The organism is Synergistaceae bacterium, from assembly GCA_031272035.1.
Lineage (GTDB): Bacteria > Synergistota > Synergistia > Synergistales > Aminobacteriaceae > JAISSA01.
The window spans coordinates 16,090-39,321 of record JAISUO010000021.1 but is presented as its reverse complement, the minus strand read 5'-3'; the positions used below and the strand labels follow the sequence as shown (position 1 = coordinate 39,321).

The window sequence follows — 23,232 nt, the reverse complement described above, 5'->3', positions numbered from 1 at the left end:
CCTGTTTAAAGTTTATGAAAAATTTATGAAATCTATTTATGAAATCTCAACTTCGGGTTCCACATATTTATAACCGGCGCCGTGAACGGTTTCGATGACTCTGGATTTTGAATCCGACTCTATTTTCTGTCTCAGACGGGCCACGTGGGTATCCACCGAGCGCGTGGTGATGTCGCTGTCCGCGTCGATTCCCCAAATGGCGTCCAGCAGGGTCTCCCGGGAAAGAACTCTGCCGGGATGGGCCGTAAAATATTTTAAAAGCTCCGTCTCCTTTGGGGTAAGCGGAAGGGTTTTGCCCTCTTTTCTGACGACCATTCCGTCAAAATCGACCACGACGGCCCCAATGCGCAGGAGAGATGCTTCGGGTTCGCCGCCGGCTTCGGCGTGTTTTTTGCTGAAAGCGGCCCTGCGCAGAGCGGACCGCACCCGCGCCAGAAGTTCGGATACGCCGAAGGGTTTTACAATATAATCGTCCGCCCCCAGTTCGAGTCCGACGACCTTGTCCACTTCTTCCCCTTTCGCCGTGAGCATCAGAATCGGAGTGAGCTCGTCCTCGCGGCGGATCGCGCGGCAGACGTCGTATCCGCTCAGAAGCGGCATCATGACGTCGAGAATCACGAGGTCCGGGCGGTATTTTTTGTAAAGTTCCAGCGCGACCGCCCCGTTTGCGGCCTCCAGAACTTCGTAGCCTTCGAGCTTCAACAGGTCGCAGACGCCGGCCAGGATCGCCGGGTCGTCTTCGGCCGCGAGTATTTTTTCGTTCAGGATTTTCTCACCTCCGGCAGAACCAGACAAAAAACACTTCCTCCTCCGTCTCTCGGGGCGTATTGGACGTCGCCGCCGTGCCGCCGGGCAATGTCTCGGGCAATGGAAAGGCCCAGCCCCGTCCCGCTTCGGGGAGCCGTGAGCGTGTCGTCTCCCCGGACGAACTCCTGAAAAATTTTCTCCTCCATCCCCCGGGGAACCCCGATTCCCCGGTCGGCCACCTCACAGAGGGCAAAACCGTTTTTCGAGCGGCATCGAACCTCGATTTCCCTGTGCTCTCCCGAGTATTTTTCAGCGTTGGAGAGCAGGTTCATGATGACCTGCTTCAATGCCGCGGGATTTCCCTGAACGCAGACGTCCTCCTGCGCGGTCAAAGACACCGTGAACCCCAGTTTGGACATGTGAGGGCCCAGCTGGTCCGTCGTTTCCCTGGCAATATGGGAGAGCGAGACGAGCTCCGTTTGGAATTTCTCACCGCCTCGTCTGGAAAAAGACAGCACGTTGTCCACCAGGTGCGCCAGACGGTCGGACTCGGACATCATCGTGCGAAGGTACTCGCGTTTGCGCTCCTCGTTCGTCTGCCGTCCGGAAAGAAGCAGTTCGGCGTAAAGTTTTATGGACGTGAGGGGCGTTTTCAGTTCGTGGGAGACGTTTGCCACAAACGTGGTTTTCTGGGAGGCCACCCGCATTTCGTAAGACATCATGCGTATCGCGGCCAGGCTTCCCGCGATGATGACGGAAAAAAGAATTGCCACCAGAACCCAGACCACCGTTTTGACGTAGTCGGCGCGGGCGGCGAACATCCGCGGGTCGAGAAGCCACGCTCCCGCCTCCCAGCGGGGCAGGGTCGGAGATATTTCTCTGGCGACGAAGGGCCTGCTCCAGTCCACAGCGGGCGCGCCGTCGCTTCTGTCGGGGGTGACGAGGGGGGTTCCGTTCTCGTCCAGTATCGTCAAAATGCGGACATCCGATAAAATGTTCGAGATCCCGGCGGCGACTCTGTCCCGAAACTCGTCCATGCGAAGAGTGCAGCCGACCGCCCCTCCGTCCTCGGCCTGTTTCCAGAAGAGCACCTCCAGACCCTCCGCCGATAAATAGGGCAGTAGCCCGCCTTCCGACTCCCCGCGAAGCTCTTCGAAAGATCGATTCTTCGAAACCGTTCTCGATCGAACGGCGGCGTCGTCCATCTTGTGAGCCATCGAAGATGCGGGAATTTTGGGAGAGGCCGCCGCCGGGGCCGCTGGAACTGCGCCAGCCTCGCTTTGGACGCGGGGAATCACATTTCTCCGCAGGATTTCGAACCCCTCCTGGGAGGCCTGTTCGAAGACCTTTTCCCGGGTTTCGGCGCTCAGAGCCATTCTGCTCTCGGTTTTCTGCCGGAGTATTCCGGAGCTGCTCCGGTATTTCGTCTGCCTCTCATTCGTTTGCATTCCAGTTTGTACTCCACCTGAAAAATCCGCCGGGATCGTTCTGTAGACGCGGGTCACGAGGTCGTAAACGGGCAGGCGCGCGTCCCGGTTGAGAAAAGCCTGAAAGTCCTCCCTGAAAAGCCGTTCCTCCGGGGAGTTTTCTCCCCACACTTCGAGGCGCCCGTTTTTTTGCGCGAACACGACCTTCACGAAGGGGTTGGAAGCTCTCCATTTCTCCGGCGTCGTTGGAGACGGGACCGAGCCCGCCTCCCGGGCCAGAGAGTCGTGGACGCTTTCAATCAGACGTTCCACCGCCTGTACCGCCAGGTCGACCTCCGCCGCGATCGCTCCTTCCAGACGACGTTCCACATAGGCCGATTCGCGTTCGGCCGCTCTGAGCGCAAGCATGCTGAGGGCGATGCTCGGCAGGAGCACCGCCAGTACAAACACCGCGAGAAGCGTACGAGCCCGTTTAATCATCTTCTCCCGACTGCTGATTTTTCGTTCTGTAAGCCTTGTTGCGAGTCGCCTTGCGCTGTTCGTTCGACATCGTTCCGTTCTCCGTCATGTACAACGCCATTCCTTCGAAATCCGATATTTCTTCCCGCATCGCCTCGGGGGCCGCGGCCGTCGGGGCCATCTCGGAAAGATACTGCGACCTCTCCCTCAACAAATCCGCCGCGGCCTGCGCCTGTCCCGCATCCGCCAGCCTCACGGCCTCATCGCGTATTTCCGCGTTTTTGGCCATCTCGACCTGAGAGGCAATATCCGAATCACGCTTTTGCGCCACTTCCTCCATTTTCGCTGTACAGGCGATTTCCAGAGGAGCCTTCAGGGTAATGGGCGCGCCGCTTGCCGCATCGATGTACTCGACGCTCATCGTTCCCGCCCGGAACCTCGTGCCGTCCTCGCCCTTTGGAATTTCCAGTTCGAACAGGGCATATTTTTCATTTCCATACAAATTTTCGATTTCTGTTTCTATTATAGCGCCGCTGGTCCTGCCTGAGCGTCCCACGAGTCTGACGGGTTTCGTTCCGCCTTCGCAGGAAAACGTCACCTTCAGCCGCCGCCCGGTGAGCGCCACGGCGTCCTTCATGTCGCGTTTGAAAATGTCGGCCAGAGAGGCCGGATCCTTTGCGAAATAGGCGTTGCCCCCGCTTTCGGATGCCAGCGCCGTCATCAGATCCTCATCGTAGTCGAGGCCCAGACCGATCGTCGTTATCGTCACCTCCTGCTCCGCGGCCGAGCGCCCGAGGCGAGCCAGGTCCCTGGGAGAAGATGGGCCCACGTTGGCGAGCCCGTCGGACAGAAGGACGATCCGGGGCACATAGCCATCCTCCGTCAGGGAGACGATTTCTTCGATGCCGAGGCTGACCCCGCTCCAAAGGGCCGTGTTGCCGTCAGCCTGCACGCGGGACAGAGCTCTTTCGAAGCGTCGCATATCCCCGGCCGGTCTGGCAGGGACGAGCACTCTGGCGGAGGAGTCATAGATCACCAGAGCCGCCCTGTCTCTTTCGTCCAGCAGCCGCAGCGCTTCGAGAGCGCCCAGCTTCGCGTTCCGCATCTTGCCGCCGGACCCCATGGACCCCGACTTGTCGATCACGACGGCCACCGCAAGGGGCGGACGGGAACGGGAGCCTTTTTTCTCCGGACGCAGGAGCGCTCTCACGGTCACGATCGAGGTTTTTTCTGAATCTGACTCCGAACGCGCCATGACAACCGGCGTGTCCGCGCCAACCTCCAGGACGACGGCCGGAGTTTCCGCGAAAAGCGAACCGGCGCTTCCAAACAGCAATACCGCCACAGCCAGTAATACGATCGATGTTCCTTCAACTTTACGTGATATTGATTTACGTGACATTGACGTCACCTCCTGACAAAGAGAATATAAAAACGCGGGCCTGAAGTTGTCACACCCGCGTTATCGATTTGTTACAAATTTGTGAACATAATGGGTTCGCCGCAAACGTCAGGGCTTTTTTTATAATGTTCCCCATAAGTCAGACAGAAAACGAGAAAAAACAAGAAAAAACAAGTAGTACAATGGTCAGTGAAATGGAGGTGACATTATGCCCCGTAAATTCAAAATCTATCTCGACACAAGCGCAATCAGCCACTTGGACCAACCCGGGAAAAGGAGCGAATTTGAGTACACGCGCCAATTCTGGCGCGATATTGAGAAGTACGATGTGTACATCTCCGAGGTCGTGATCCGTGAGCTTAGCAAGAGTGACCACGAAAAAGCGGCGACGCTGTTCGGTTACATTTCCGACATCGAATACACGCTCCTCGATAAGACCGACGAAGTCTACGCTCTCGCGGACAGAATAATACAACGAAAGATTTTGCCGCCAAAAAGTATTGAAGATGCCAGACACATCGCCCACGCGCTCGCGGCCGAGTGTGACTATCTGCTGACCTGGAATATGAATCACCTGGCAAACGTAGATACCAACGAGGGAATTCGGCTTCTGACGTTTGACCTGATGCGGAAGCCGATACTGATTATACCGCCGTCAATGCTCGTCAAAAAGGAGGCGTCTGACGATGACGACGCTTAAAATCTCCAAAGATTACACATTGGAAGACATTCGCAAAATCCGCGACTATGCCTACTATCGCCGACTTGAAATCGGCGACGAAGCCTACGAGAAAGAGGCGCGTCAGGACTACTTGAAAGGGTTGGCTATTCTCAACAATCTGAAAGCCGGAAAGCCAAACCGAGTGAGAGCGTAACCAGAGCCCTCTGTTTATCACAGTTCGTTATCGTATTGTCAAGGTTCTGTCACATTTGCTGCCTGTGCGAAGTTTGAGCAGGTAATCATTCCGTCGCTTCTGCCCGTCGGGTTCTTTTGTGGAGCGTCTCAGGTGTATAATTTTTTACAGAGTTGAATAAAATTGAGGGGCAAAAATAATGATCGTAACCGTTTTGGTTGAAAATACGTCCATTTCGGAAGACCTGGAGTGGGAACACGGACTTTCCCTGTACATCGAAACCTGTGGGCGCGCCCTTCTGTTTGACATGGGAGGAAGCGGGCTTTTCGCGAAAAACGCGGAGAAACTGGGGCTGGACGTGTCGAAGGCGGAACTGGCGATCGTCTCTCATGGTCATTCCGACCACGGCGGAGGGCTCGGCGCGTTTCTGGAAATCAATCCGTCGGCTCCGGTTTACGTGAGCCGCGGCGCTTTTGGACACTACTGCGTCCTCCGGACCAGCGGGGTCATGGAGTACGCGGGGCTGAACCAGGATTTCGCGGGAGAAAGCCGCCTCGTTTTCGCCGACCGTCACCTGAAAATCGGCAAAGGGCTCGAACTGTTCTCCGACGTCCACGGAACGAAGTGGAACCCCAGGGTCAACGACTGCCTTTACGAAAAGACGAAGGATTCCTCCAAATCCGACGACTTCGAAGCCGACGCCTTCAGCCCCGACTGTTTTTCCCACGAACAGAACCTGATACTGGAAGAAAATGGAAAGACATACCTTTTCACGGGCTGCGCTCACGCCGGAATCGTCAACATTCTGGAGCGTTTTCGGGAGATTCGGGGGGCCTTTCCGGATGAGGTCATCGGCGGGTTCCACCTGAGCAATCCCCTGACCGGCGAGGGAGAAGATCCCGATACCCTCGACGCCATCGGGCGTTACCTTCTGGAGACCGGCGCGCGATTTCACACGGGACACTGCACTGGGGCGGAACCCTATGAGCGGCTGAAGACCCTCCTCGGAGACCGGTTGTTTCCCCTGTCCACGGGGTATCGGTACGCGGGAGCATGAGACAATAAATTAATACAAAATTTTATTCACCAAAGGAGGTTGTTTTTATGGCAGAGGGTAAAAAGAAATTGGGGCTGGCTACAAAAATATTGATCATGATGGTGATCGGCGCGGCTCTTGGGTATGTGTTCAAGGGGAGCTACGAGGTGTGGGGACAGGTGACGACGCCGCTGGGGACCATCTTCATTCGCCTTCTGAAGATGACGATCATGCCGCTGGTGTTCTTTTCCATCGTTTCCGGAGTGGCCAGCGTCGCCGATTTGCAGAAACTGAAGAAGGTGGGGGGAACCTTCCTGATGTTCTGGCTGTTCGCCTCCGGCCTGGCCGCGCTCTGCGGGATTGTCTGGGCCTATATCATCCAGCCCGGCGTTGGGATCAAGCTCACTGAGGAGGGGCTGTACAGCACGGAGGGCGTCAGCATCGTCGACAGCCTCGTGAAGTGGTTCCCCGACAACGTGAGCGCCTCGTTCGCCCAGTTCAACATCCTGCAGGTCATCGTGTTCGCCCTCTTTGTGGGCATCGCCATCGCGACGCTGAAGAAGAACGACGAAATCCGCGGTACTCTGGCCCGCTTTTTCGAGTACGCCAACACGCTGATCAGCCGGATCGTCGAGATCGTTATGGGATTCGCCCCCATCGGCGTCTTCTGTCTGATGGCGGATGTGACCGGCACGCTGGGGCACGAGGTGCTCACGGGGCTCGGCAAGATGCTGCTCACCCAGTATGTGGCCTATGCGACGCTGATTCTCATTGTCTTCCCGATTTTGCTGAAGGTCTTCGCGAAGGTCAGTCCTCTGCAGCATTACATCAATATTTATCCCGCGATGGTGCTGGCGTTTTCCACCTGCAGCTCCAGCGCGACCCTGCCGCTCACCATGAAATGCACCAAAGAGCGCGCCGGCGTGCCTGAGGATATTGTCAACCTTCTGGCGCCTCCCGCTGCGACCATCAACATGCAGGCCTGCTGCGCGGAGATGCCCATCTACGCTATTTTCGCGGCTCAGATCTACGGCATTCACTTTGGACCGGCGCAGCTGGCGATCATCTGTCTTTTGGGAATTATCATGGCGGCCGGAGTTGCCGGCGTTCCCGGCGGCGGCATCATGATGTCGGCCATTATGATGCAGAGCATGGGGCTGCCCCTGACCATCGTCCCCTGGGTTGCGGGCATTTACAGGCTGATCGACATGCCCAACACCATGCTGAACGTCACGGGCGATACGGTGGGAATGGTGACGACGGCCTCCGTGCTCAAAACGCTGGACAAAGGAACCTTCGACGCGAAAAAATCATAGCGGTTCGTGAGAATTGACCCGTGAAAAACACCCGTGAACCGGACATCCTGGCGTCAGTCAACTTCGACTCCACAACCCGGGTGAATGAAGTATGGAGTTTGCCTTTCTTTCACGTCGAGGCGCTTCATCGCGACGTACGGGATCGGCTGCTCTCACGTCTGTCGAAACTGCAGGCCGGCGCATCGTCGTTGGCCTGCCTTCTTTTAGGAGCCTCCGGGTCGGGCAGGACGCACCTGCTGGGAAGCCTCCGGGAGGAAATTTTCAGAAGACCGGAATTTCACGGCGCGTCATTTCTCTGGATCGACCTTCGGAACCTGAGGCCGACGGACGGTGCGGGCGCGGGGCGGATGCTGCTGGAAGGGACTCTGGATTCTCTGCGCAGAGCGGGCCCTCGGGGAGAACCGCAGTATCGGCTTCTGCTTCTCAAGCTCCTGAGCTTTTTGGGAAAAGAAGAGGAAGCGTGCCGCGCCTACCTCCGTCTTCTCGAAAGCAGCGGGTCGGAGTGGCTTGAGCGGGACGTGAGCAAAATCTGCGGAGAGCTCAAAAAGGAGCGCCGCGTTTTGCCCGGCGGCCTGCGGGGGCTTTTGCTGGCGCTCTTCGCCCTGAACTGCTCCGACGAACGCTCCGACCTGGCCTGGAGGTGGTTGCGGAAGGACGAGGAGAAAAACGACGGAAAGGCGACGGCGGAAGGCCCGGGACAGAATACCTCGGAGTGGAGCGTTCCGGAAAGAAAACACCTTTCTTTGAGAGAATGTCAAAGAGATTTCCGCGAACTTTTCGCCGCTCTGATCCAGCTCCTGACCTTACGGGGCCCTGTGCTTCTGGCGGTGGATCAGACGGACGAGGTCATGAAGAGCGGTTTGTCCGCGGCGGGAGAGCTGCGGAAGGAACTGGCCCGTGTCGTCGGCGATGTGGAGGGGGTCTTCGCGATTGTGTCCGCGCCGGAGGATTTTCGGCCGGACGGGGAGAATACCCCTGACTGCTTTTCCGATCGGGAAACGTTGAATCCTCTCTCCGATGCGATGGTGGCGCAGATGTTGATCGCCAGCCGTCTCGACGAGACTTTTCACCGGGAAGGTTTTTCCGCGCCCTGGTCGGTGTGGCCCTTCAGACCGGAGGCCTTCATCGGCTGCTCTCTGTCCCCGCGGGAACTTTTGACGCTCTGTGCCCGTCATCGGGATCAGTGTTTGAGGCGCGGCGAGGTGACCGAGCTTGCTTCCTTCGAGGATTTTTCTTCGGCGGGTTTTTTCTCCCCTGAGCCTCATTCGGAGGGGCGGCCTGCGGCGGCTCTCCATTTTGACGAGATCATCGAGGTGGAACCCCGACGGGAGGAAATCGTTTTGGGCTATTCCAGCAGCATGCCCGGACAAATTGCCCCTGTGGTTCTGCCTGTGCAGGACCTTCGCCTCCATGGGGTTCTTCTCGCGGACGGCGGAGCCGGGAAGACGACGCTCCTGCGCCGGATTCTTGAAGAAAGCGTGGCCTTTGGAATCCCCTCCGTTCTGCTGGAGGAATCGGCAGGTTCCCGTCCCGCCGGAGAGCCGGTCGTCTCTTTGGATTTGTCAGGCCCTCAGGAGACGGACCTCGCCTCCGAGATGGAAAGGGTGCTTGAGGGAAAAGCGCGTATTTTCGCCGTGAATTTCGGCGGACTGCTGCCCGGAGAAAAGAAAACGCTGGCCGATCGATTGCTGAAATCCCTGTTGACCTCTTTGATGCCTTTTCCCCTGTCGGGGGACAACGTTTCTCCGGCTCGCCTGAAAGTGCTGCTGGCTATAGACGACGCTTACGGCTTTGCTTTTTCAGGAGGGACCCCGATGGACGGCGACGGTCTGTCCCTTCTGATGGAGCGGGCGAAGCGGCTGGGGCTGGGGATTCTTTTCTCCTCCCGGCGTCCAGACGACGTGGACGCGTTCCTCTCCATGAAGGTCGGCACTTTTTTTCTGGGCCGGGCCGGAGTTCCCCGAATCCTGTCGAAGATAGAAGCCAGGGTCCAGGGGTGGGGAGGGCCTTCCGGGACGATTCCTCACCTGAAGACGGGAGAATTTTTGATGCGTTCCGGAGAAACCGCTCCCGTGACGCTCAGAGTTGTTCCGCCCCGGTCAGACCGGAAGGACGTTCCACTTTTTCACTGACTTTTTCTGTTCCGTCACTCATTCCATCCCGTTTTTTGCGCTGCGGCGCTCCAGCAGAAGGAGATTCCACCACCTCCCGTTTTTGTCGCGGCCAAGGCGTTCCCGAAACCCCACAGTCCTGAACCCGCATTTGTGGTGCAGGGCGATGCTGGGGGCGTTGGCGTCCTGTATGCCGGACTGGAGGGTCCAGAACCCCGCTTCCTCCGAGGCCTCGATCAGGGCCTTCAGCAAAATTTCTCCTATTTTTCGTCCTCGATGCCTTTCGGAGACGTAGATGCTGACCTCCGCAACTCCGGCGTAGACCCGTCGTCCGCTGACAGGAGAGAGGACGACCCATCCCACGATTTCCCCATCGATCAGAGCGACGATGCGGCATCCTTCGATATGCGCCTGGTTCCATTTTTCGTAGGGGGGAACTTCCGCCTCCAGAGTGGAGAGCCCCGTCTCGATGCCCTGCCGGTAGATCTCGGCCACCTGGGGCCAGTCCTCCGGGGTCATGGCTCGAAGAACCACATCCATCTCTTTGTCCATGCCTTTCACTTCCTTTAAAAGATGTATGACTTTGCGGATGTTCGTAATTTTAGCACGGCTTTCGGGCAGGTTATGCCGTCTTCAGGTATACTTGGAGGCTGAAAAGATTTTTTGGGGAGGCTCTCAATGACGGAAGAGGAACGGAAGGCCGCGGGAAAAGGGATTCGCCTCGTGGTCTGCGATATGGACGGAACCCTGCTGGACAGCGGGAAAAAAATTTCGGAGCCCGCCATGGAGGCAATTCGCCTGGGCCGGCGGCAGGGGATTGCCACCACGATTTGCTCCGGACGGCTTTACCTCATGCTTGCCGCCTACGTGAAACGGCTGGAGCTGGACATCCCCTTCATCTCCGGCAACGGCGCGGCGGTCGTGGACCCTCTGAAAAACGAGGTTCTTCACTGCAGACCCCTTCCCGTGGAGGACGCGGAAAGCCTCTTCGCCTTCTGCGCCGCCTGGAAGCTCGACTACTGCGCGCTGGGGCCCCAGGGGGGATTTTTTTCACGGGAGGGGAAGTGCATCGAACGTTTCATCAATTACAATAAAATCGCCTTCGAGGCGGGCGTGGAGGAAACGCCGCTGCAGTTTTTCGACGACGGGCACAAAAACGCGCTGGAGATCCCCATTCACAAGGTTCTGATTTATCGCTCGAACGAGGAGGAGAAGGCCCGTATCCGGAAATTTCTGAGCGGGAAAAAAGAACTTGCCGCCACCTCCTCCGACCCGCTTCTGGTCGATATTATGGCTTCGGGCGTGGACAAGGGCTATGGCCTTCGTCAGCTCGCCCGTCTGATGAATATCCCGAAGGAGGAAATCTGCGTTTTCGGCGACTACCTGAACGATACTCCGATGTTTGCGGAGGCGGGACTTGCGGTGGCCATGGGCAACGCCTGCGAAGAAGCCAAAGCCATGGCGGATTTTGTCACGGAGTCCAACGACTGCGACGGGGTCGCCGTGGCCTTTCGAAAATATATTTTGCGCTGATTTTATATTGCGCGCTGACCAGGAGAAATCAAAACAGCCATGGAACTCAAAATCGAAAAAATGTCCAGTGACGGCAGCGGTATTGCCCGTACGGAAGAGGGGGTCGTGTTTGTGCCGGGGGCCCTGCCGGAAGAAACAGTGGAGGCGGAGGTCGTCGTCCGGAAAAAGGATTTTGCCGTGGCGCGCCTGGTGGCTCTGAAGGAAGCTCACCCCCGCAGAATCGCTCCCGCCTGTCCCGTGTTCGAGAGCTGTGGAAGCTGTCAGCTGCAGCACGCCGAATACGGCCTTCAGACGGAGCTCAAGGCTGGCCTGGTTCGGGACGCGCTGGCCCGTATCGGAGGGTTCGATCTTCGAGAGGAGGGGTTTTCCGGGCTGGAATGCGCACCGAGCCCTCAGATCTGGGGTTATCGCAACAAGGCCTCCTTTCCCGTGCGAAAGATTCGGGGCAAACCCGTGGCGGGATTTTATCAGGCTGGCAGTCATCGCCTGGTGCAGCTGGAAAGCTGTCCTGTGAACGCCGCGCCGCTGAACCGGCATTTCGGAGTTCTTCAGAGGGAGTTGCCGAAGCTGGGCATGGACGCCTGGAGCGATCGGGAAATGAAGGGGACTCTGAGGCATATCGTTCTGCGGGCCGGACTCCATACCGGCGAAACGCTGTTTTCTCTGGTGGTCGGCAGCCGGCTGGACACCGCGAAAATGAAGAAAATAGCGAGTTTGAGCGGTATTTTGAAAAATGTGACCACCCTGACGCTGAATCACAACCTGCGTCCCGGAAACGTGATTTTGGGGGAGCGGACGGAGGTGCTCCGGGGAGACGGCCTGATCTCGGAACGTCTGGACGGCTGGACGCTCAGGTACGATACGGAGTCCTTCTTCCAGGTCAACACGGACCAGTCGATTCGCCTGTATCGCCACGTACAGGGACTTGCCGCCGGAAAAACGCTGGAGCTTTACAGCGGGGTGGGGTCCATGACCTGCTATCTCTCTGAGGTCGGTTTTGTGACCGCCGTGGAGGAATGGCGCGGCGCGGTGGGACTGATGAAGAAAAATCTGGAGGACAACGGCATCGGTAACGTTCGAGCCCTCTGCGGCAGGGCGGAGGATGTGATGACGGACCTGACGGGAGAGTATGATTCGGTGGTGCTGGATCCGCCCCGAAGCGGATGTGAACGTCGGGTTCTGGACAAAACAGGGGAGTTTGCTCCGGAACGGATTGTGTATGTTTCCTGCAATCCCTCGACCCTGGCCCGGGATCTCAAAATTCTGACCGATGGCGAAAAGAAGACAAAATATACGGTGAAATCCATACGAGCGTTCGACATGTTTCCGCAGACGGTTCACGTGGAAACGGTTGTGCTGCTGGAACGGAGAAGGTGATTTTTATGGAACTGATACAGCTTGGAGAGCGTACCTGGTACATACCAGGACGAGTAAATATCGGTTATTACGAGGAAAAAGGCCAGGGTTACCTGATCGACACCGGTCTGGACGAGGACCACGGACGAAAAATTCTGAGACTGCTGAACGAAAAACGGGGGATTCCTCTTCGGGCCATCGTCAATACCCACTCCAACGCCGACCACATCGGGGGAAACGCCTTCATTCAAAAACGCACAAACTGCGAGGTCTGGACCACCCGCATCGAGGGAATGCTGACGGAGCACACCTCTCTCGAACCGTTGCTGCTCTGGTCGGCCTGGCCCTTCAGGGCGATTCGGGGGAAGTTCAGCGAGGCTCAGCCTTCGCGGGTGACGTTTATCGGAGAGGCCAAAGCGGTTCCCATCTCGAAGTCCTCCATGAGCGAGGCCCTGGATACCGACTATTCGATTATGGACACGGAGCTGACGGCGACGCCTCTTCCGGGACATTTTCTCGACATGATCGGCGTAAAGACTCCGGATGGCGTTTTTTTTCTGGCGGACGCGCTGTTCGAACCGGCGATTCTTCTCAAATATCGTTTTTGCGTGATGCTCGACGTGACGAGCGCCTATAAGACGCTGGACCGCATCGAGGCCGCGGAGGCGAGGTGGTTCGTACCCTGCCACGCGCCGGTCACGTCGGACATTCATGAACTGGTCCGGCAGAATCGAGAAGGGCTGGCCTGGATCAGCGATGCCGTGGAGCGAACTCTGAAGGAGGCTGAAACGCCTCTGACCCGGGAGGAAATTTTGTCCCGGATCGGAGTTGCCAACGGCCTGGAGATGGACGCTTTACATCTGCTGCTTAATCTGACCTCCATCTCCGCCCATTTGACGTATCTGTCGGAACAGGACAGGGTGGAGCCCTTCGTGGAGAACTGCCGCCTGCTGTGGCGCTGCAAACGAAGCGATTGACATTCATTTGAAACATTCATTTGAAATCAGATATTGAAATCAGATTGAAAATTAGATTGAAAACAGAGTTGAAGTCAAATTTGAAGTCAAACCTGAAATCAGAGGCTCGAACCGCGGGCTTCGCGTAAGTTACCGCTTTCGCCGCTCAGGTTGTCCAAAAGCAGGAGAGAAAAGTCCAATCGTCTCTCCTGTTTTATTATCCCGTTTTGTTACGTTTTTATAAATTAATTTAGTGCAATAAAATATTACAATGATTAGCTGTTATGTTCTAATGGCTTTGAAAAATTAAGTATCTTTGCTGAATAGCAATATGGGAAAATTTATACTATACTAAAAAAATAGTTTTGTCCTGCATGATTTCATCTTTTCATGTTCGGGAAATCGCGTGTAGATGAAAGGCAGCGGCGGGATCGGGTTTTATGGGGTTTAATGGGGTTTTAATGGAACAGTTCTCTGTTCTATGTGTTCTATACATTACAGAAAGGCAGGAGTTGCTATCTTGTTGATGAATCCTGTAGTTCTTTCCGTTGTAGTGATGATTTTGCTGTGTTTGTTCAACCTCAATGTTCTTCTGGCTCTTTTGTTTTCCGCGCTGGTGGCCGGCTGGGCCGCGGGTATGCCTCTGGCCCGCACGATCGAGGTTCTGATCGGCGGAATGGGAGGAAATTCCGAGACCGCCCTCAGTTACGTTTTGCTGGGGACCCTGGCCGTGGCCATCAGTACCACCGGACTGCCTCATCTGGCCTGCAGGCGCCTGACGGAAATCGTGCGGGGACGCAAATTTTTCCTGCTGCTTCTTCTGGCGGCGGTGGCCTGTCTCTCCCAGAACCTGATCCCCATCCACATCGCGTTCATTCCCATCCTCATTCCCCCCATGCTGGAGCTTTTCAATCAGCTCAAAATCGACCGCAGAGCGGTGGCCTGTTCTCTGACCTTCGGACTGAAAGCGCCCTATATCGCTCTGCCTTTTGGCTTCGGCATGATTTTCCACGGCATTCTGGCCGCGGAGATGGGCAACAATGGCCTGACCATCGACAAGGCCAACATGTGGCATTACACCTGGATTCTTGGAGGCGGGATGATCTTTGGTCTGCTGTGCGCCATTTTCCTTTCCTATGCCCGACCCCGGTCCTATGAGAATCGCGAAATTGCCGGCCTGGATGAAACTCACGCGGTGACGGATCACCTGAACCTGAAGCACCTGGCGACGCTGGCCGCGGTATTTGTGGCCTTCGGGGTGCAGCTGCTCACCAGTTCTCTGCCCCTCGGCGCTCTGGCCGCGCTTCTTCTGATGACGGTGACGGGAGCGATTCACTGGAAGGAACTCGACTCCTCCGTGGCCGGAGGGATCAAGCTCATGGGCCTCATCGCCATGATCATGCTGGTTGCGGCCGGGTACGGCACGGTCATTCGTGAAACGAAAGGCGTCGACGAGCTGGTTGCGGCCGTCGTGAACATGGTGGGAGGCAGTCAGGCCTGGGGAGCCTTCCTGATGCTTCTGATCGGGCTTCTGGTGACGATGGGCATTGGAACTTCCTTCGGAACGATTCCCGTTGTAGCCGCGATTTATTGCCCTCTGGCCACGCAACTGGGCTTCAGCGTTGGAGCCACCGCCTGCCTTCTGGCCGCGGCCGCGGCTCTGGGAGACGCGGGATCTCCCGCTTCCGACTCCACCCTTGGCCCCACATCGGGACTCAACGCGGACGGACAGCACAATCACATCTGGGATACCTGTGTGCCGACCTTCCTGCATTACAATATCCCTCTCATTATTTTTGCCATGATCGGGGCCATGCTGCTGTACTAAAGTAAAGACCTCCGAAGGGCTGAAATTCAATTCAATAAAAACGGTAACGGGGAAAACTCGATTCTCCGTTACCGTTTTTCTTTTTCCTGTTTGAATTGTCGGGTCTTTACTTTAATCGGGTATAAACGCGGTTCCCCGGGCGACAATATCGACTCTTCCCGTTATTTGGAGGTTTTGGATGACTCCGTCGCGACAGTCCGCCTTCACCTCGATGACGCCTCCAGGCTGGGCCACCCGCAGAGCGGCGCTTTTGCCGGTTCGAAGGGCTTCATAAACGCCCAGCGCGGCGGTCCCGCTGCCACAGCCCCGTTCCCAGACGAGAGAGCCCGTTTCCCTGACGCACACCAGAGGCTCTATGCGGCAGGCTTCGGCGTCGTGGAGCACAATGCCGAAGGCGGGAGCCTCCAGCGCCTCGCCCCATTTCTGAACGTTCTCCAGCGCCATGCCCCTGGGATCGTCTCCCATGTCCTTCAGAGGCGCGATGATGTGGGTGATGCCTGGCATGTGGACCGCGGTGAATGTCTTCACCGTTTTACCCGTCGGCAGCCTGATTTCCTCCATGCTTTTCGGGAGCGGCATACGCACCGTTCCGAAATAACCGCTTCCGGCGGGGCGTATCCCGCACTCCATAATCTCCTCCGCGCCGGAGACCTCCAGAGGAATTTTCAGCTCTTCGCCCTCCCGATAGCCCTTTTGAAAGGCCAGCCAGGCGGCCAGGCTCATCGTCGCGTTGCCGCAAAATTCGCCCCCCGACATGTGCAGCCTTGCCCACGCGTTTCCCGCCGGGCGTTCCAGAAAACCGACCTGTTCCGCGTAAACGTTTTCATAGGCCATAATTGCCGCTCCCACCCTGCCATACAGACTCCGGTCCATGGGGGTTTCCACCAGAATCGTCATGTTTTGCGTGGGGCTCAGTTTCACAAACTGGACTTCTCGTGTCCTTTCAGTCGACATGTTCATGCTTTTTTCCATCCGGTTTCATTTGCAGAGTTCCCAGCCGTTGCAGTGCAGGTGATCCGGAGTCACGCCGCTGTGAGGCGCCTTGATTTCCGCTCCGTATCCCAGAACGGCCAGGGAGAAAAGCCGGAACCCCTCCGGCAGGCCCAGCAGGGGAGGGACGACGTTTTCCCGTTCGGGTCGATTGGCGATTTGCAGCCAGGCGCCCTCCAGGCCCAGCGCCCGGGCGGCGAGCAGGATGTTCTCCATGGCGCAGGCGCCGTCCTCCATCCAGGTTCCATCCGTCAGATGGTGGATTTTTTCGTAATTTGCCACGTCCACGCAAACGGCGATGGCCAGAGGCGCGGAACCCACCATGCGGGTGCGTTCGGAGGCGGCGCCGATGGCGTCCAGAAGTTTCCGGCTGTCTATGCGTATGAAGTGACAGGGCCGGATGTTCATGGCGCTGGGCGCGGCGAAGGCGCATTCCAAAAGGATTTCGACTTTTTCCGGTTCCACCGGACGAGCTTCGAAAACTCGAATACTGCGTCGTCCCATAATGACGCGGATTGTCTCGGACTCGCGGAGGGCCGCGTTTTTGGGACGGTCGGCAGATATTGGTTCAAAATTTGCCATAAAAATCGCTTCCTTTCACATTATTTCCATATGACTGAAAATAAGTTACTGCTGATTTGCCGCTTTTACATCTGCAGTTCTCCGGAAATAGAGGCCTAGGGGAATAATTCTGAAATGACGCCGCAAAATGGGTCGGATGGCAGGTGTTATTGGTGAGAAAGCGCCGTTGCGGCCACGATCTCTGCACATGACCTCTGCATCGGCGCTTCGTTCTTCAATTTTCTCGTCAGATTATTCGCGCGTCGTGTTCCACTCGCTGCATCATCGCCCGGATGTACCCCAAAGCGTAGGCCATTCCCGTGTGCCAGGGGGACGGAGAGGCCACGAGAGGGGAGTGGTCCGGAATGATGACGCCTCTGAAGTCGTTGCGGTGGAGAATCTCCAGAACCCGATAGACGTCGATGTCGCCTTCGTCGATGAACGTTTCGTGGTAGGTGGGAATGCGTCCCCGGACGTTCCGGAGGTGGACGTAGGCAATGGCGTTCTGGGAGGCGTAGCTTTCGATGGCGTCGTAATAATTGCAGCCGTTCATTTCCGCCAGAGTGCCGACGCACAGTTCGAGGGCGTTGCAGTGACTGGAACGAACGTCCAGAAGTTTCTGATAGAGCTCCGGGCGCCACACGAGGCGCGGCGTTCCCCTCACAAAGGCGAAGGGAGGATCGTCGGGGTGGGCGGCCAGCTTCACGTTGGATTCCTCCGCCACGGGGACAAGTTCCTGAATAAACCATGAAAACCGTTCCCACAGTTCGTCGTGAGAGATTCGGGTCGCCTCGTTGACGGCTGCGGGATCCCTGCTGTGGGCGTCGGGGTCGTAGAACATGTTCCAGACCATGCCCTTCGGAAGCGGGCGTTCGACGTTTCCGTCCGCGCCGACGGACTCGGCTCCGCCTCTGGCGAAGTTGCCCGTCACACGACCCGCGACGCCCGCCAGGCTGAAGTTGTAGCCGATTATGGGTATTCCCGCCGCTCCCATGTTTCGAACGAGTTGTTTCAGCTGCTCCATTTGCTTCTGCTTCTCGGGCCCGTCCAGCAGAATGTCGTACCAGAAACCGGGATCGAAGTTTTCGATGGCCTCGAATTTCAGCCCTTCCTCCTCGACCTGACGCCGGATGGCCAGGAGTTCATCTTTGGTCCAGACCGTCCGATTGCGCGTCACGCCCCATCCGTCTTCGTCCCCCACCGGCTGGTTGTCCGTGGTGACGGCGGCCGATGGCGTTTCCTTATGAAAATAGTCCACCAGATGAATGACAAGGTGGGTACAGCCCAACTGCTTCGCGTATTGAAAGTTCTCCCGGGTCAACTGGTGGCGATAAAACACCATTGCAAGATTCATAAGAATTCACCTCAAAATATACATCCGGGGGCGAGATTCCGCCGACACGGAGTCCCCGCGAATTACACAGCCCGCGGTTGCCGGTTCGTCGTTTGCGCGTCCCCCGGATTGTATTTATTGCCGAATTTTAGTTCTTTTTTCAGATTGATTCCTTACTTCAAATCTTACTTCAGATTAACGCTCTTTTTGTAAAGTTCCAGTACCTCTGCCGGTTTCGATTTCAGAAACTCCTCCACGGAGGGGGCGGCCAGGGCGATGAAAGCGGCCTTGTCCACCGTCACGAACTCCATTCCGTGGTCTTTCAGGAACTTCTCATTGGCGGCGACGTCGGCCAGGAAGATTTCACGCTCGTGAGCTTCCGCCGCTTTTCCCGCGTCGAGAACGGCCTTCTGAAGGTCGGCGGGCAGCTTCTGGAAGAATTCCTCTCCGATTGTGAGATAAATCCAGCCGTATACGTGCTCCGTCAGGTTGACGTACTTCTGGACTTCGTAGAGAGAACCGCTGCGGATCAGGTCAAGAGGGTTTTCCTGTCCGTCGATGACGTTCTGCTGCAGGGATGTGAAAATTTCGGAGAAGGCCATCGGCGTCGGTTTGGCTCCGAAGGACTCCCACACCTTCACGAACAGGGGAACGTTCGGGACGCGGATTTTGAACCCGTTCAGGTCGCCGGGCTTCGCGATGGGACGGTTGCTGGTCAGGTTGCGGGGAGCGCGGAGGAATGTGGAAATGGGACGCAGTTTTACCTTCTCGATGACTTCCTTCTCGATGGCCTTGCCGATTTCGCCCGTCAGGATCTTCGTCCGGTGATCGTCGTCCCGGATCATGTAGGGCACTCCGATGAGAGCGCAGGTGGGAGCCCAGTTCTGCATGGATTCACCCGTGATGACCATGTGAGCGATCCCCGTGTGGATGGCCTGAATGTTGTCCACTTCGTTGCCGATCTGTTCGTTGGGGAATACCTGGCAGACGATGCGTCCGCCGGAAAGTTTCTCCACTTCTTCGGCGAACTTCACGGACCCCTTGTGCCAGGAGTGATCTTCATTGGCCAGGTGCCCCAGCTTCAGGGTATACTCCGGAGCGGCGGAGGCCATCCCCGCAAATACGAACAACAACGCAAGCGCCAGTACTGCAGTGAATCCTTTTCTCACAATTACCGCCTCCTTTAAATTTTTCAGGGCGTCAACCCTGAAAAGTTAATACCACTTTACAGGTTTCAAGCGGTTTTTCCTCAATCAGACGGAACGCTTCCGCGGCCTTCGCAAAAGGAAATGTGTGGGAAATCAGTTTTTCGGCGGGCAGCCCTTTGCCGAACCATTCGATGACCCGGGGGAACATGCCGCAATTCAGACGCGATCCAAGAATGGAAAGCTCTTTTTTCGTTATTTCAAGGGGAACGATGGACATGGGGGTTTCGGAAAAACCGAGATGGGCGACTCTCCCCGCGGCAGACGCCATTTGCAGGAGGGACGGGAAAAGCTGAGGAAGACAGACCGCGTCGACGATCAGGGGAACGCCGTCGCCTTTGGTCCATTGGAGCATTTCGTCCTCCAGTTTCGACGTTTTGCTGTTGACGACGACCTCCGCTCCAAGCTGTTTCGCGACTTCCAGCCGGGAATCCAGAATGTCCGCCACGGCGACCCTGGCCCCCAGAAGGGTGGCGCTCATCAGGACGGTCAGCCCGATGGGGCCCGCTCCCATGACCAGCACCCGATCCTTTGCGGTGCAGTCGGTGCGGGAGAGGACGTTGGCCGCGATGGAAAAGGGCTCCACCAGAGCGGCTTTTTCCCAGGACCATTCCTTCGGGACGACGTGGGCGTTGGCGGCGGGAACGGCGACGTACTCCGTCATGCCGCCGTCCCGGTGAACTCCGAAAACCGCCAGCTTCGCGCAGACGTTGTGACGCCCCACGGAACAGGGGTAGCACGCGCCGCAGCTGGTTACGGGGTCCACCGCCACGTGGTCGCCGATTCGGAGCCCCTGGACGCCCTCGCCCAGAGCGGCGACTTCTCCGGCGAACTCGTGTCCGATGATGCGGGGATACTTCGCCAGCGGGTTCGTTCCGTGATAGATGTGCATGTCCGAACCGCAGATTCCGGCCGCGTGTACGCGCACCAGCACCTCACCGGGCCCGGCGGAGGGGTTCTTCAGGTCCACGATTTCGAGACTGTGGGGCTCTTTGACGTAAATGGCTTTCAAGCCGGTTTGCCTCCTTCATTTTGTCCTGAACGGAATGATTTTCATATCTTATAAATCTTATAAATTTTGTCTTACAGATTTTTCGAGATCCACTTTTTAGTTCTTCTATTCTATCATTTCCGCCGGATTGTGTCTCATCAAGATACTGTAAAGAAAAGGCATTTGATAAAAATATGATGATGAACCTGTGGACGAGCCCCCCTTTGCCGCTACTTTATCAGTTGGACGAGGCCCATCGTGAGGACCGGAAAGTACGTAAAGAGCAGCAGGCAGGCCACCATCGCGAGGAACGACGGGATTATCGCGACGGAGATTCTTTCTATGCTCTCGCCGGAAATCGCCGACGCGACGAAAAGGTTTATGCCGTAGGGCGGAGAGATAAAGCCTATGGCAAGGTTGACCGTGATGATGAGGCCGAAGTGTATCGGGCTCATGCCGAGATTTTTCACTATCGGAAGCAGAATGGGCGTGAGGATTATCACGGCCGGAATGTTGTCCACGAAACAGCCGAGGATGAGCAGGAAAACATTTATCGCGAAAAACACCACGTAGGGGTTGTCGGAGAGGTTCGTGAGCCATCTGGCAATCTGCCCCGGGATCTGCGCCATCGCGAGATAGCTGGCGAAGGCCATCGACAGTCCGATCATGAACTGCGTCGCGCCGTTTATCAGGCCGGCGCTCCTCAGGCACTCGTAGAGAATTTTCGCGTCCAGCTCCCTGTAAACGAACTTGCCGATTATTATCGAATAAACCACGGCGACGACGGCCGCTTCCGTCGGAGTGAAAATTCCGCCGTAAATCCCGCCCAGGATGATCACCGGCACCATGAGCGCCCATATCGCGTCGATAAACGCTGTCCAGACTTTACGCAGCGTCGGGCGTTCCGTCGAGCTGAGGTAGTTGTGTTTTTTCGCCGTGACCCAGCAGACCAGCATCAGCGCGATGCCGATTATTATCCCCGGGACGACCCCCGCTATGAACATGTCGCCGATGGAACACTGCGCCACGATACTGTAAATCACAAACGGGATGCTCGGCGGGATAATCACGCCGATGGTTCCCGCCGAAGCGGTGATCGCCGCGGCAAAAGGCGCGTCGTATTTGCGCTCCTTCATGGAGGGAATCATAAAAGAACCTATCGCGGAAACGGTGGCCGGGCCGGAACCCGAGATCGCCGCGTAAAACATGCAGGCCAGAACCGTCACCATCGAAAGCCCGCCTGTGATAAAACCCACGAGGCTGTCCGCGAGGTTCACGATGCGGCGGGAAATTCCGCCGTTGCACATCAGGGCGCCCGCGAGTATAAAAAACGGAATCGCCAGCAGCGGGAACGAGTCCAAACCCGTCGCGGATTTTTGCGCGATCAGCATGAGGGATATGTCCGGGTTGGTGAGCCAGAGACAGATCGCCGTGGCGATCCCCAGCGTGATTCCTATCGGGACGCTGAGGGCGATGCCCACGATGAGAATTATAAAAAGAAGTACGGAACCGCTCATGCCTCAACGCCACCTTTTATTATTTTTTGTATTTCGATGATGAGCCGTATGCACATGAGACCGCAGCCGACCGGAACGGAAGCGTAGGTAAGCGACATCGGCAGCCGCATTGCCGCGGAGACCTGCCCGGTGTCCATGAGAAATATCACCAGCGCCGTGCCGTACCATGTGAGGAAAAAGCTGAACAAAAACCACACGAACAAAATGACGAGTTCGAAAATTTTTCGGGAGCGGCCCTTCAAAACGTTCGCCAGCATCTCGACGCGGAAATGCGTGCGCTCCCTGACCGCGTAACTCGCGCCTGTCCACGAAAGCCAGAGAAAGATATAACGCGCCAGCTCCTCGCTCCACGACAGGGAATTATGAAAGATGTACCTCATGACAACCTGGACGAAAACCAAAGCGGTCATAATCGCCAGACTCCACACCACAAAATACTCCTCGAAGTTGTTGATGAACTTTTTCAGGGTCATCTGACGGACCTCCTCAAAACTCAAAACCGTCGGGACGGCGGAAGTGAGCGCGTCCCGACGGCAAAAATCAAAATTTTACTTCTGAGAGTTCCTCACCAGATCCATAATCTCTTTGCCCAGTTCTCCCTCGAATTGCGCGTAAACTTTTTGCGCCGCCTCGACGAAAAGCTTCTTCTCCGCCGCGGAGAGCTCGTTCGTCTGCATACCGGCCTTTTCGAGCTGCTCCTTGTACGAGCTTTCCTCGGCGGCGATCAGCTCGCGCTGTTTGATCGCGGTGTCCTTCGCGGCTTTAACCACGATTTCGCGCAGGTCCGCCGGAAGCCCTTCGATGAACTTTTTGTTCGTCAGAAGAAGCGTGACGGAAAACACGTGGCCCGTTTCCGACGCGTACTTTTGAACTTCGTTGAATTTGCCCTCGACTATCATCGCGTAGGGGTTCTCCTGCGCGTCGACGACTCCCTGCTGAAGCGCGGTGTAAAGTTCGCCCCACGCCATCGGGGTCGGGTTGGCGCCCAGTTCTTTGAAGTACGCCAGGTGCATCGGGTTTTCCATCGTGCGGATTTTCAGCCCCTTGAGGTCGGCGGGCGACTTCACGGGGCCTTTGTTGTTGGTGACGTGGCGCATTCCGTTTTCCTGATAGCCCAGGTTCAGCAGACCTTTTTCCGCTATGTACTCGTTGAGTTTGTTTCCGAGTTCGCCGTCCAAAGCCTTAAACGCGGCTTCGCGGCTCGTGAAAAGATACGGAAGGTCGAGAACCTGAATTCTCTTGTCAAAACCGGCCAGGGGAGAGCTCGCCGGAATGGCTATCTGAAGCGTGCCCAGCTGTACCGACTCGGACATTTCGCGGTCGCCGCCGAGCTGTCCGTTGGGATAAAGTTCGACTTTTATCTTTCCGCCGGATTCCTTCTCGACGCGGGGCACAAACACTTCCTGCATCGCGACGAGGTCCGGATGCGCCTCGGAGTTGATGGATCCTACCCTGATCGTGTAGTCCGCGGCGAACGCCGCGGGACAAAACAACAAAGCCAAAACTGCCGCGATTGCAAATACAAATGTCACTCGTTTCATTGACGCTCTGCCCCCTTTGGTAATTTCATTCATTTGATAATTTCATTTGATAACTTCCACAGACACTGA

21 protein-coding genes are annotated in these 23,232 nt (G+C 56.7%); 9 read left to right on the top strand and 12 right to left on the bottom strand.

Features of this window, described 5'->3' with window-relative positions:
* Positions 1–36: 36 nt before the first annotated feature.
* Genes LBR61_02440 through LBR61_02430 form a run of 3 tightly spaced genes read right to left on the bottom strand, consistent with a single transcriptional unit; the run spans position 37 to position 4,035 of the window.
* Positions 37–795, bottom strand: coding sequence for a response regulator transcription factor (locus LBR61_02440; GenBank protein MDR1730931.1), 759 nt, complete (start codon positions 793–795; stop codon positions 37–39).
* On the bottom strand, positions 762–2,654 hold the full coding sequence (locus LBR61_02435; GenBank protein ID MDR1730930.1) for a HAMP domain-containing histidine kinase: 1,893 nt from the start codon (positions 2,652–2,654) through the stop codon (positions 762–764). The genes LBR61_02440 and LBR61_02435 overlap by 34 nt, the downstream gene beginning before the upstream one ends.
* On the bottom strand, positions 2,647–4,035 hold the full coding sequence (locus tag LBR61_02430) for a VWA domain-containing protein (protein MDR1730929.1): 1,389 nt from the start codon (positions 4,033–4,035) through the stop codon (positions 2,647–2,649). Before LBR61_02430 ends, LBR61_02435 begins: the two co-directional genes overlap by 8 nt.
* Positions 4,036–4,243: 208 nt before the next feature.
* Here LBR61_02430 and LBR61_02425 point away from each other — a divergent pair, with 208 nt between their 5' ends.
* The 5 genes from LBR61_02425 to LBR61_02405 all read left to right on the top strand — a co-directional run bounded on the left by LBR61_02425 (position 4,244) and on the right by LBR61_02405 (position 9,373).
* The gene (locus LBR61_02425; protein ID MDR1730928.1) at positions 4,244–4,735 is read left to right on the top strand and encodes a type II toxin-antitoxin system VapC family toxin; all 492 of its coding nucleotides are present in this window, start codon (positions 4,244–4,246) and stop codon (positions 4,733–4,735) included.
* Positions 4,722–4,910, top strand: a complete 189-nt coding sequence (locus LBR61_02420; GenBank protein ID MDR1730927.1) for a hypothetical protein — start codon at positions 4,722–4,724, stop codon at positions 4,908–4,910. The genes LBR61_02425 and LBR61_02420 overlap by 14 nt, the downstream gene beginning before the upstream one ends.
* Positions 4,911–5,088: 178 nt before the next feature.
* A complete protein-coding gene (locus LBR61_02415; GenBank protein MDR1730926.1) occupies positions 5,089–5,946 on the top strand; it encodes an MBL fold metallo-hydrolase in 858 nt (285 codons plus the stop codon).
* 47 nt (positions 5,947–5,993) lie between these two features.
* Positions 5,994–7,241, top strand: coding sequence for a dicarboxylate/amino acid:cation symporter (locus LBR61_02410; protein MDR1730925.1), 1,248 nt, complete (start codon positions 5,994–5,996; stop codon positions 7,239–7,241).
* Between the two features lie 20 nt (positions 7,242–7,261).
* Positions 7,262–9,373: a hypothetical protein gene (locus LBR61_02405; protein ID MDR1730924.1), complete on the top strand. Its 2,112-nt coding sequence runs from the start codon at positions 7,262–7,264 to the stop codon at positions 9,371–9,373.
* A gap of 18 nt (positions 9,374–9,391) precedes the next feature.
* Here the strand turns inward: LBR61_02405 and LBR61_02400 are convergent, their stop codons facing one another.
* Positions 9,392–9,904 (bottom strand): GNAT family N-acetyltransferase, encoded by a 513-nt coding sequence (locus tag LBR61_02400; GenBank protein MDR1730923.1) that lies wholly within the window; start codon positions 9,902–9,904, stop codon positions 9,392–9,394.
* Positions 9,905–10,030: 126 nt separating this feature from the next.
* On the opposite strand from LBR61_02400, the gene LBR61_02395 reads away from it, so the two are divergent.
* From LBR61_02395 to LBR61_02380, 4 genes are all read left to right on the top strand, one after another.
* Positions 10,031–10,885: a Cof-type HAD-IIB family hydrolase gene (locus LBR61_02395; protein ID MDR1730922.1), complete on the top strand. Its 855-nt coding sequence runs from the start codon at positions 10,031–10,033 to the stop codon at positions 10,883–10,885.
* A gap of 39 nt (positions 10,886–10,924) precedes the next feature.
* The gene (rlmD, locus tag LBR61_02390) at positions 10,925–12,262 is read left to right on the top strand and encodes a 23S rRNA (uracil(1939)-C(5))-methyltransferase RlmD (protein ID MDR1730921.1); all 1,338 of its coding nucleotides are present in this window, start codon (positions 10,925–10,927) and stop codon (positions 12,260–12,262) included.
* A gap of 5 nt (positions 12,263–12,267) precedes the next feature.
* Positions 12,268–13,218 carry an MBL fold metallo-hydrolase gene (locus LBR61_02385; protein MDR1730920.1) on the top strand — a complete coding sequence of 317 codons (951 nt, stop codon included), beginning with the start codon at positions 12,268–12,270 and terminating at the stop codon, positions 13,216–13,218.
* Between the two features lie 496 nt (positions 13,219–13,714).
* The gene (locus tag LBR61_02380; protein MDR1730919.1) at positions 13,715–15,025 is read left to right on the top strand and encodes a sodium:proton antiporter; all 1,311 of its coding nucleotides are present in this window, start codon (positions 13,715–13,717) and stop codon (positions 15,023–15,025) included.
* A gap of 111 nt (positions 15,026–15,136) precedes the next feature.
* Here LBR61_02380 and LBR61_02375 read toward each other — a convergent pair whose 3' ends face one another.
* From LBR61_02375 to LBR61_02340, 8 genes are all read right to left on the bottom strand, one after another.
* Positions 15,137–15,985, bottom strand: a complete 849-nt coding sequence (locus LBR61_02375) for a hypothetical protein (protein ID MDR1730918.1) — start codon at positions 15,983–15,985, stop codon at positions 15,137–15,139.
* An 18-nt stretch (positions 15,986–16,003) separates the two neighbouring features.
* Positions 16,004–16,597 (bottom strand): nitroreductase family protein, encoded by a 594-nt coding sequence (locus tag LBR61_02370; protein MDR1730917.1) that lies wholly within the window; start codon positions 16,595–16,597, stop codon positions 16,004–16,006.
* 226 nt (positions 16,598–16,823) lie between these two features.
* Positions 16,824–17,930: a mannonate dehydratase gene (locus LBR61_02365; GenBank protein ID MDR1730916.1), complete on the bottom strand. Its 1,107-nt coding sequence runs from the start codon at positions 17,928–17,930 to the stop codon at positions 16,824–16,826.
* A gap of 164 nt (positions 17,931–18,094) precedes the next feature.
* Positions 18,095–19,078 carry a TRAP transporter substrate-binding protein gene (locus LBR61_02360; protein MDR1730915.1) on the bottom strand — a complete coding sequence of 328 codons (984 nt, stop codon included), beginning with the start codon at positions 19,076–19,078 and terminating at the stop codon, positions 18,095–18,097.
* A 31-nt stretch (positions 19,079–19,109) separates the two neighbouring features.
* Entirely contained in the window at positions 19,110–20,126 is a 1,017-nt protein-coding gene (locus LBR61_02355; GenBank protein MDR1730914.1) for a Zn-dependent oxidoreductase, read from the bottom strand.
* A gap of 209 nt (positions 20,127–20,335) precedes the next feature.
* Positions 20,336–21,622 carry a TRAP transporter large permease gene (locus LBR61_02350; protein ID MDR1730913.1) on the bottom strand — a complete coding sequence of 429 codons (1,287 nt, stop codon included), beginning with the start codon at positions 21,620–21,622 and terminating at the stop codon, positions 20,336–20,338.
* Positions 21,619–22,095 carry a TRAP transporter small permease gene (locus tag LBR61_02345; GenBank protein MDR1730912.1) on the bottom strand — a complete coding sequence of 159 codons (477 nt, stop codon included), beginning with the start codon at positions 22,093–22,095 and terminating at the stop codon, positions 21,619–21,621. Before LBR61_02345 ends, LBR61_02350 begins: the two co-directional genes overlap by 4 nt.
* Before the next feature lie 75 nt (positions 22,096–22,170).
* The gene (locus LBR61_02340; GenBank protein ID MDR1730911.1) at positions 22,171–23,163 is read right to left on the bottom strand and encodes a TRAP transporter substrate-binding protein; all 993 of its coding nucleotides are present in this window, start codon (positions 23,161–23,163) and stop codon (positions 22,171–22,173) included.
* Between the last annotated feature and the right edge of the window lie 69 nt (positions 23,164–23,232).

Bases quoted from the DNA above. Each gene is read 5' to 3' on its own strand.
- LBR61_02435 (MDR1730930.1), bottom strand. From the start codon at position 2,654: ATGATTAAACGGGCTCGTACGCTTCTCGCGGTGTTTGTACTGGCGGTG.
- LBR61_02430 (MDR1730929.1), bottom strand. From the start codon at position 4,035: ATGTCACGTAAATCAATATCACGTAAAGTTGAAGGAACATCGATCGTA.
- LBR61_02425 (MDR1730928.1), top strand. From the start codon at position 4,244: ATGCCCCGTAAATTCAAAATCTATCTCGACACAAGCGCAATCAGCCAC.
- LBR61_02420 (MDR1730927.1), top strand. From the start codon at position 4,722: ATGACGACGCTTAAAATCTCCAAAGATTACACATTGGAAGACATTCGC.
- LBR61_02415 (MDR1730926.1), top strand. From the start codon at position 5,089: ATGATCGTAACCGTTTTGGTTGAAAATACGTCCATTTCGGAAGACCTG.
- LBR61_02410 (MDR1730925.1), top strand. From the start codon at position 5,994: ATGGCAGAGGGTAAAAAGAAATTGGGGCTGGCTACAAAAATATTGATC.
- LBR61_02400 (MDR1730923.1), bottom strand. From the start codon at position 9,904: ATGGACAAAGAGATGGATGTGGTTCTTCGAGCCATGACCCCGGAGGAC.
- LBR61_02395 (MDR1730922.1), top strand. From the start codon at position 10,031: ATGACGGAAGAGGAACGGAAGGCCGCGGGAAAAGGGATTCGCCTCGTG.
- rlmD (MDR1730921.1), top strand. From the start codon at position 10,925: ATGGAACTCAAAATCGAAAAAATGTCCAGTGACGGCAGCGGTATTGCC.
- LBR61_02385 (MDR1730920.1), top strand. From the start codon at position 12,268: ATGGAACTGATACAGCTTGGAGAGCGTACCTGGTACATACCAGGACGA.
- LBR61_02375 (MDR1730918.1), bottom strand. From the start codon at position 15,985: ATGAACATGTCGACTGAAAGGACACGAGAAGTCCAGTTTGTGAAACTG.
- LBR61_02370 (MDR1730917.1), bottom strand. From the start codon at position 16,597: ATGGCAAATTTTGAACCAATATCTGCCGACCGTCCCAAAAACGCGGCC.
- LBR61_02365 (MDR1730916.1), bottom strand. From the start codon at position 17,930: ATGAATCTTGCAATGGTGTTTTATCGCCACCAGTTGACCCGGGAGAAC.
- LBR61_02350 (MDR1730913.1), bottom strand. From the start codon at position 21,622: ATGAGCGGTTCCGTACTTCTTTTTATAATTCTCATCGTGGGCATCGCC.
- LBR61_02345 (MDR1730912.1), bottom strand. From the start codon at position 22,095: ATGACCCTGAAAAAGTTCATCAACAACTTCGAGGAGTATTTTGTGGTG.
- LBR61_02340 (MDR1730911.1), bottom strand. From the start codon at position 23,163: ATGAAACGAGTGACATTTGTATTTGCAATCGCGGCAGTTTTGGCTTTG.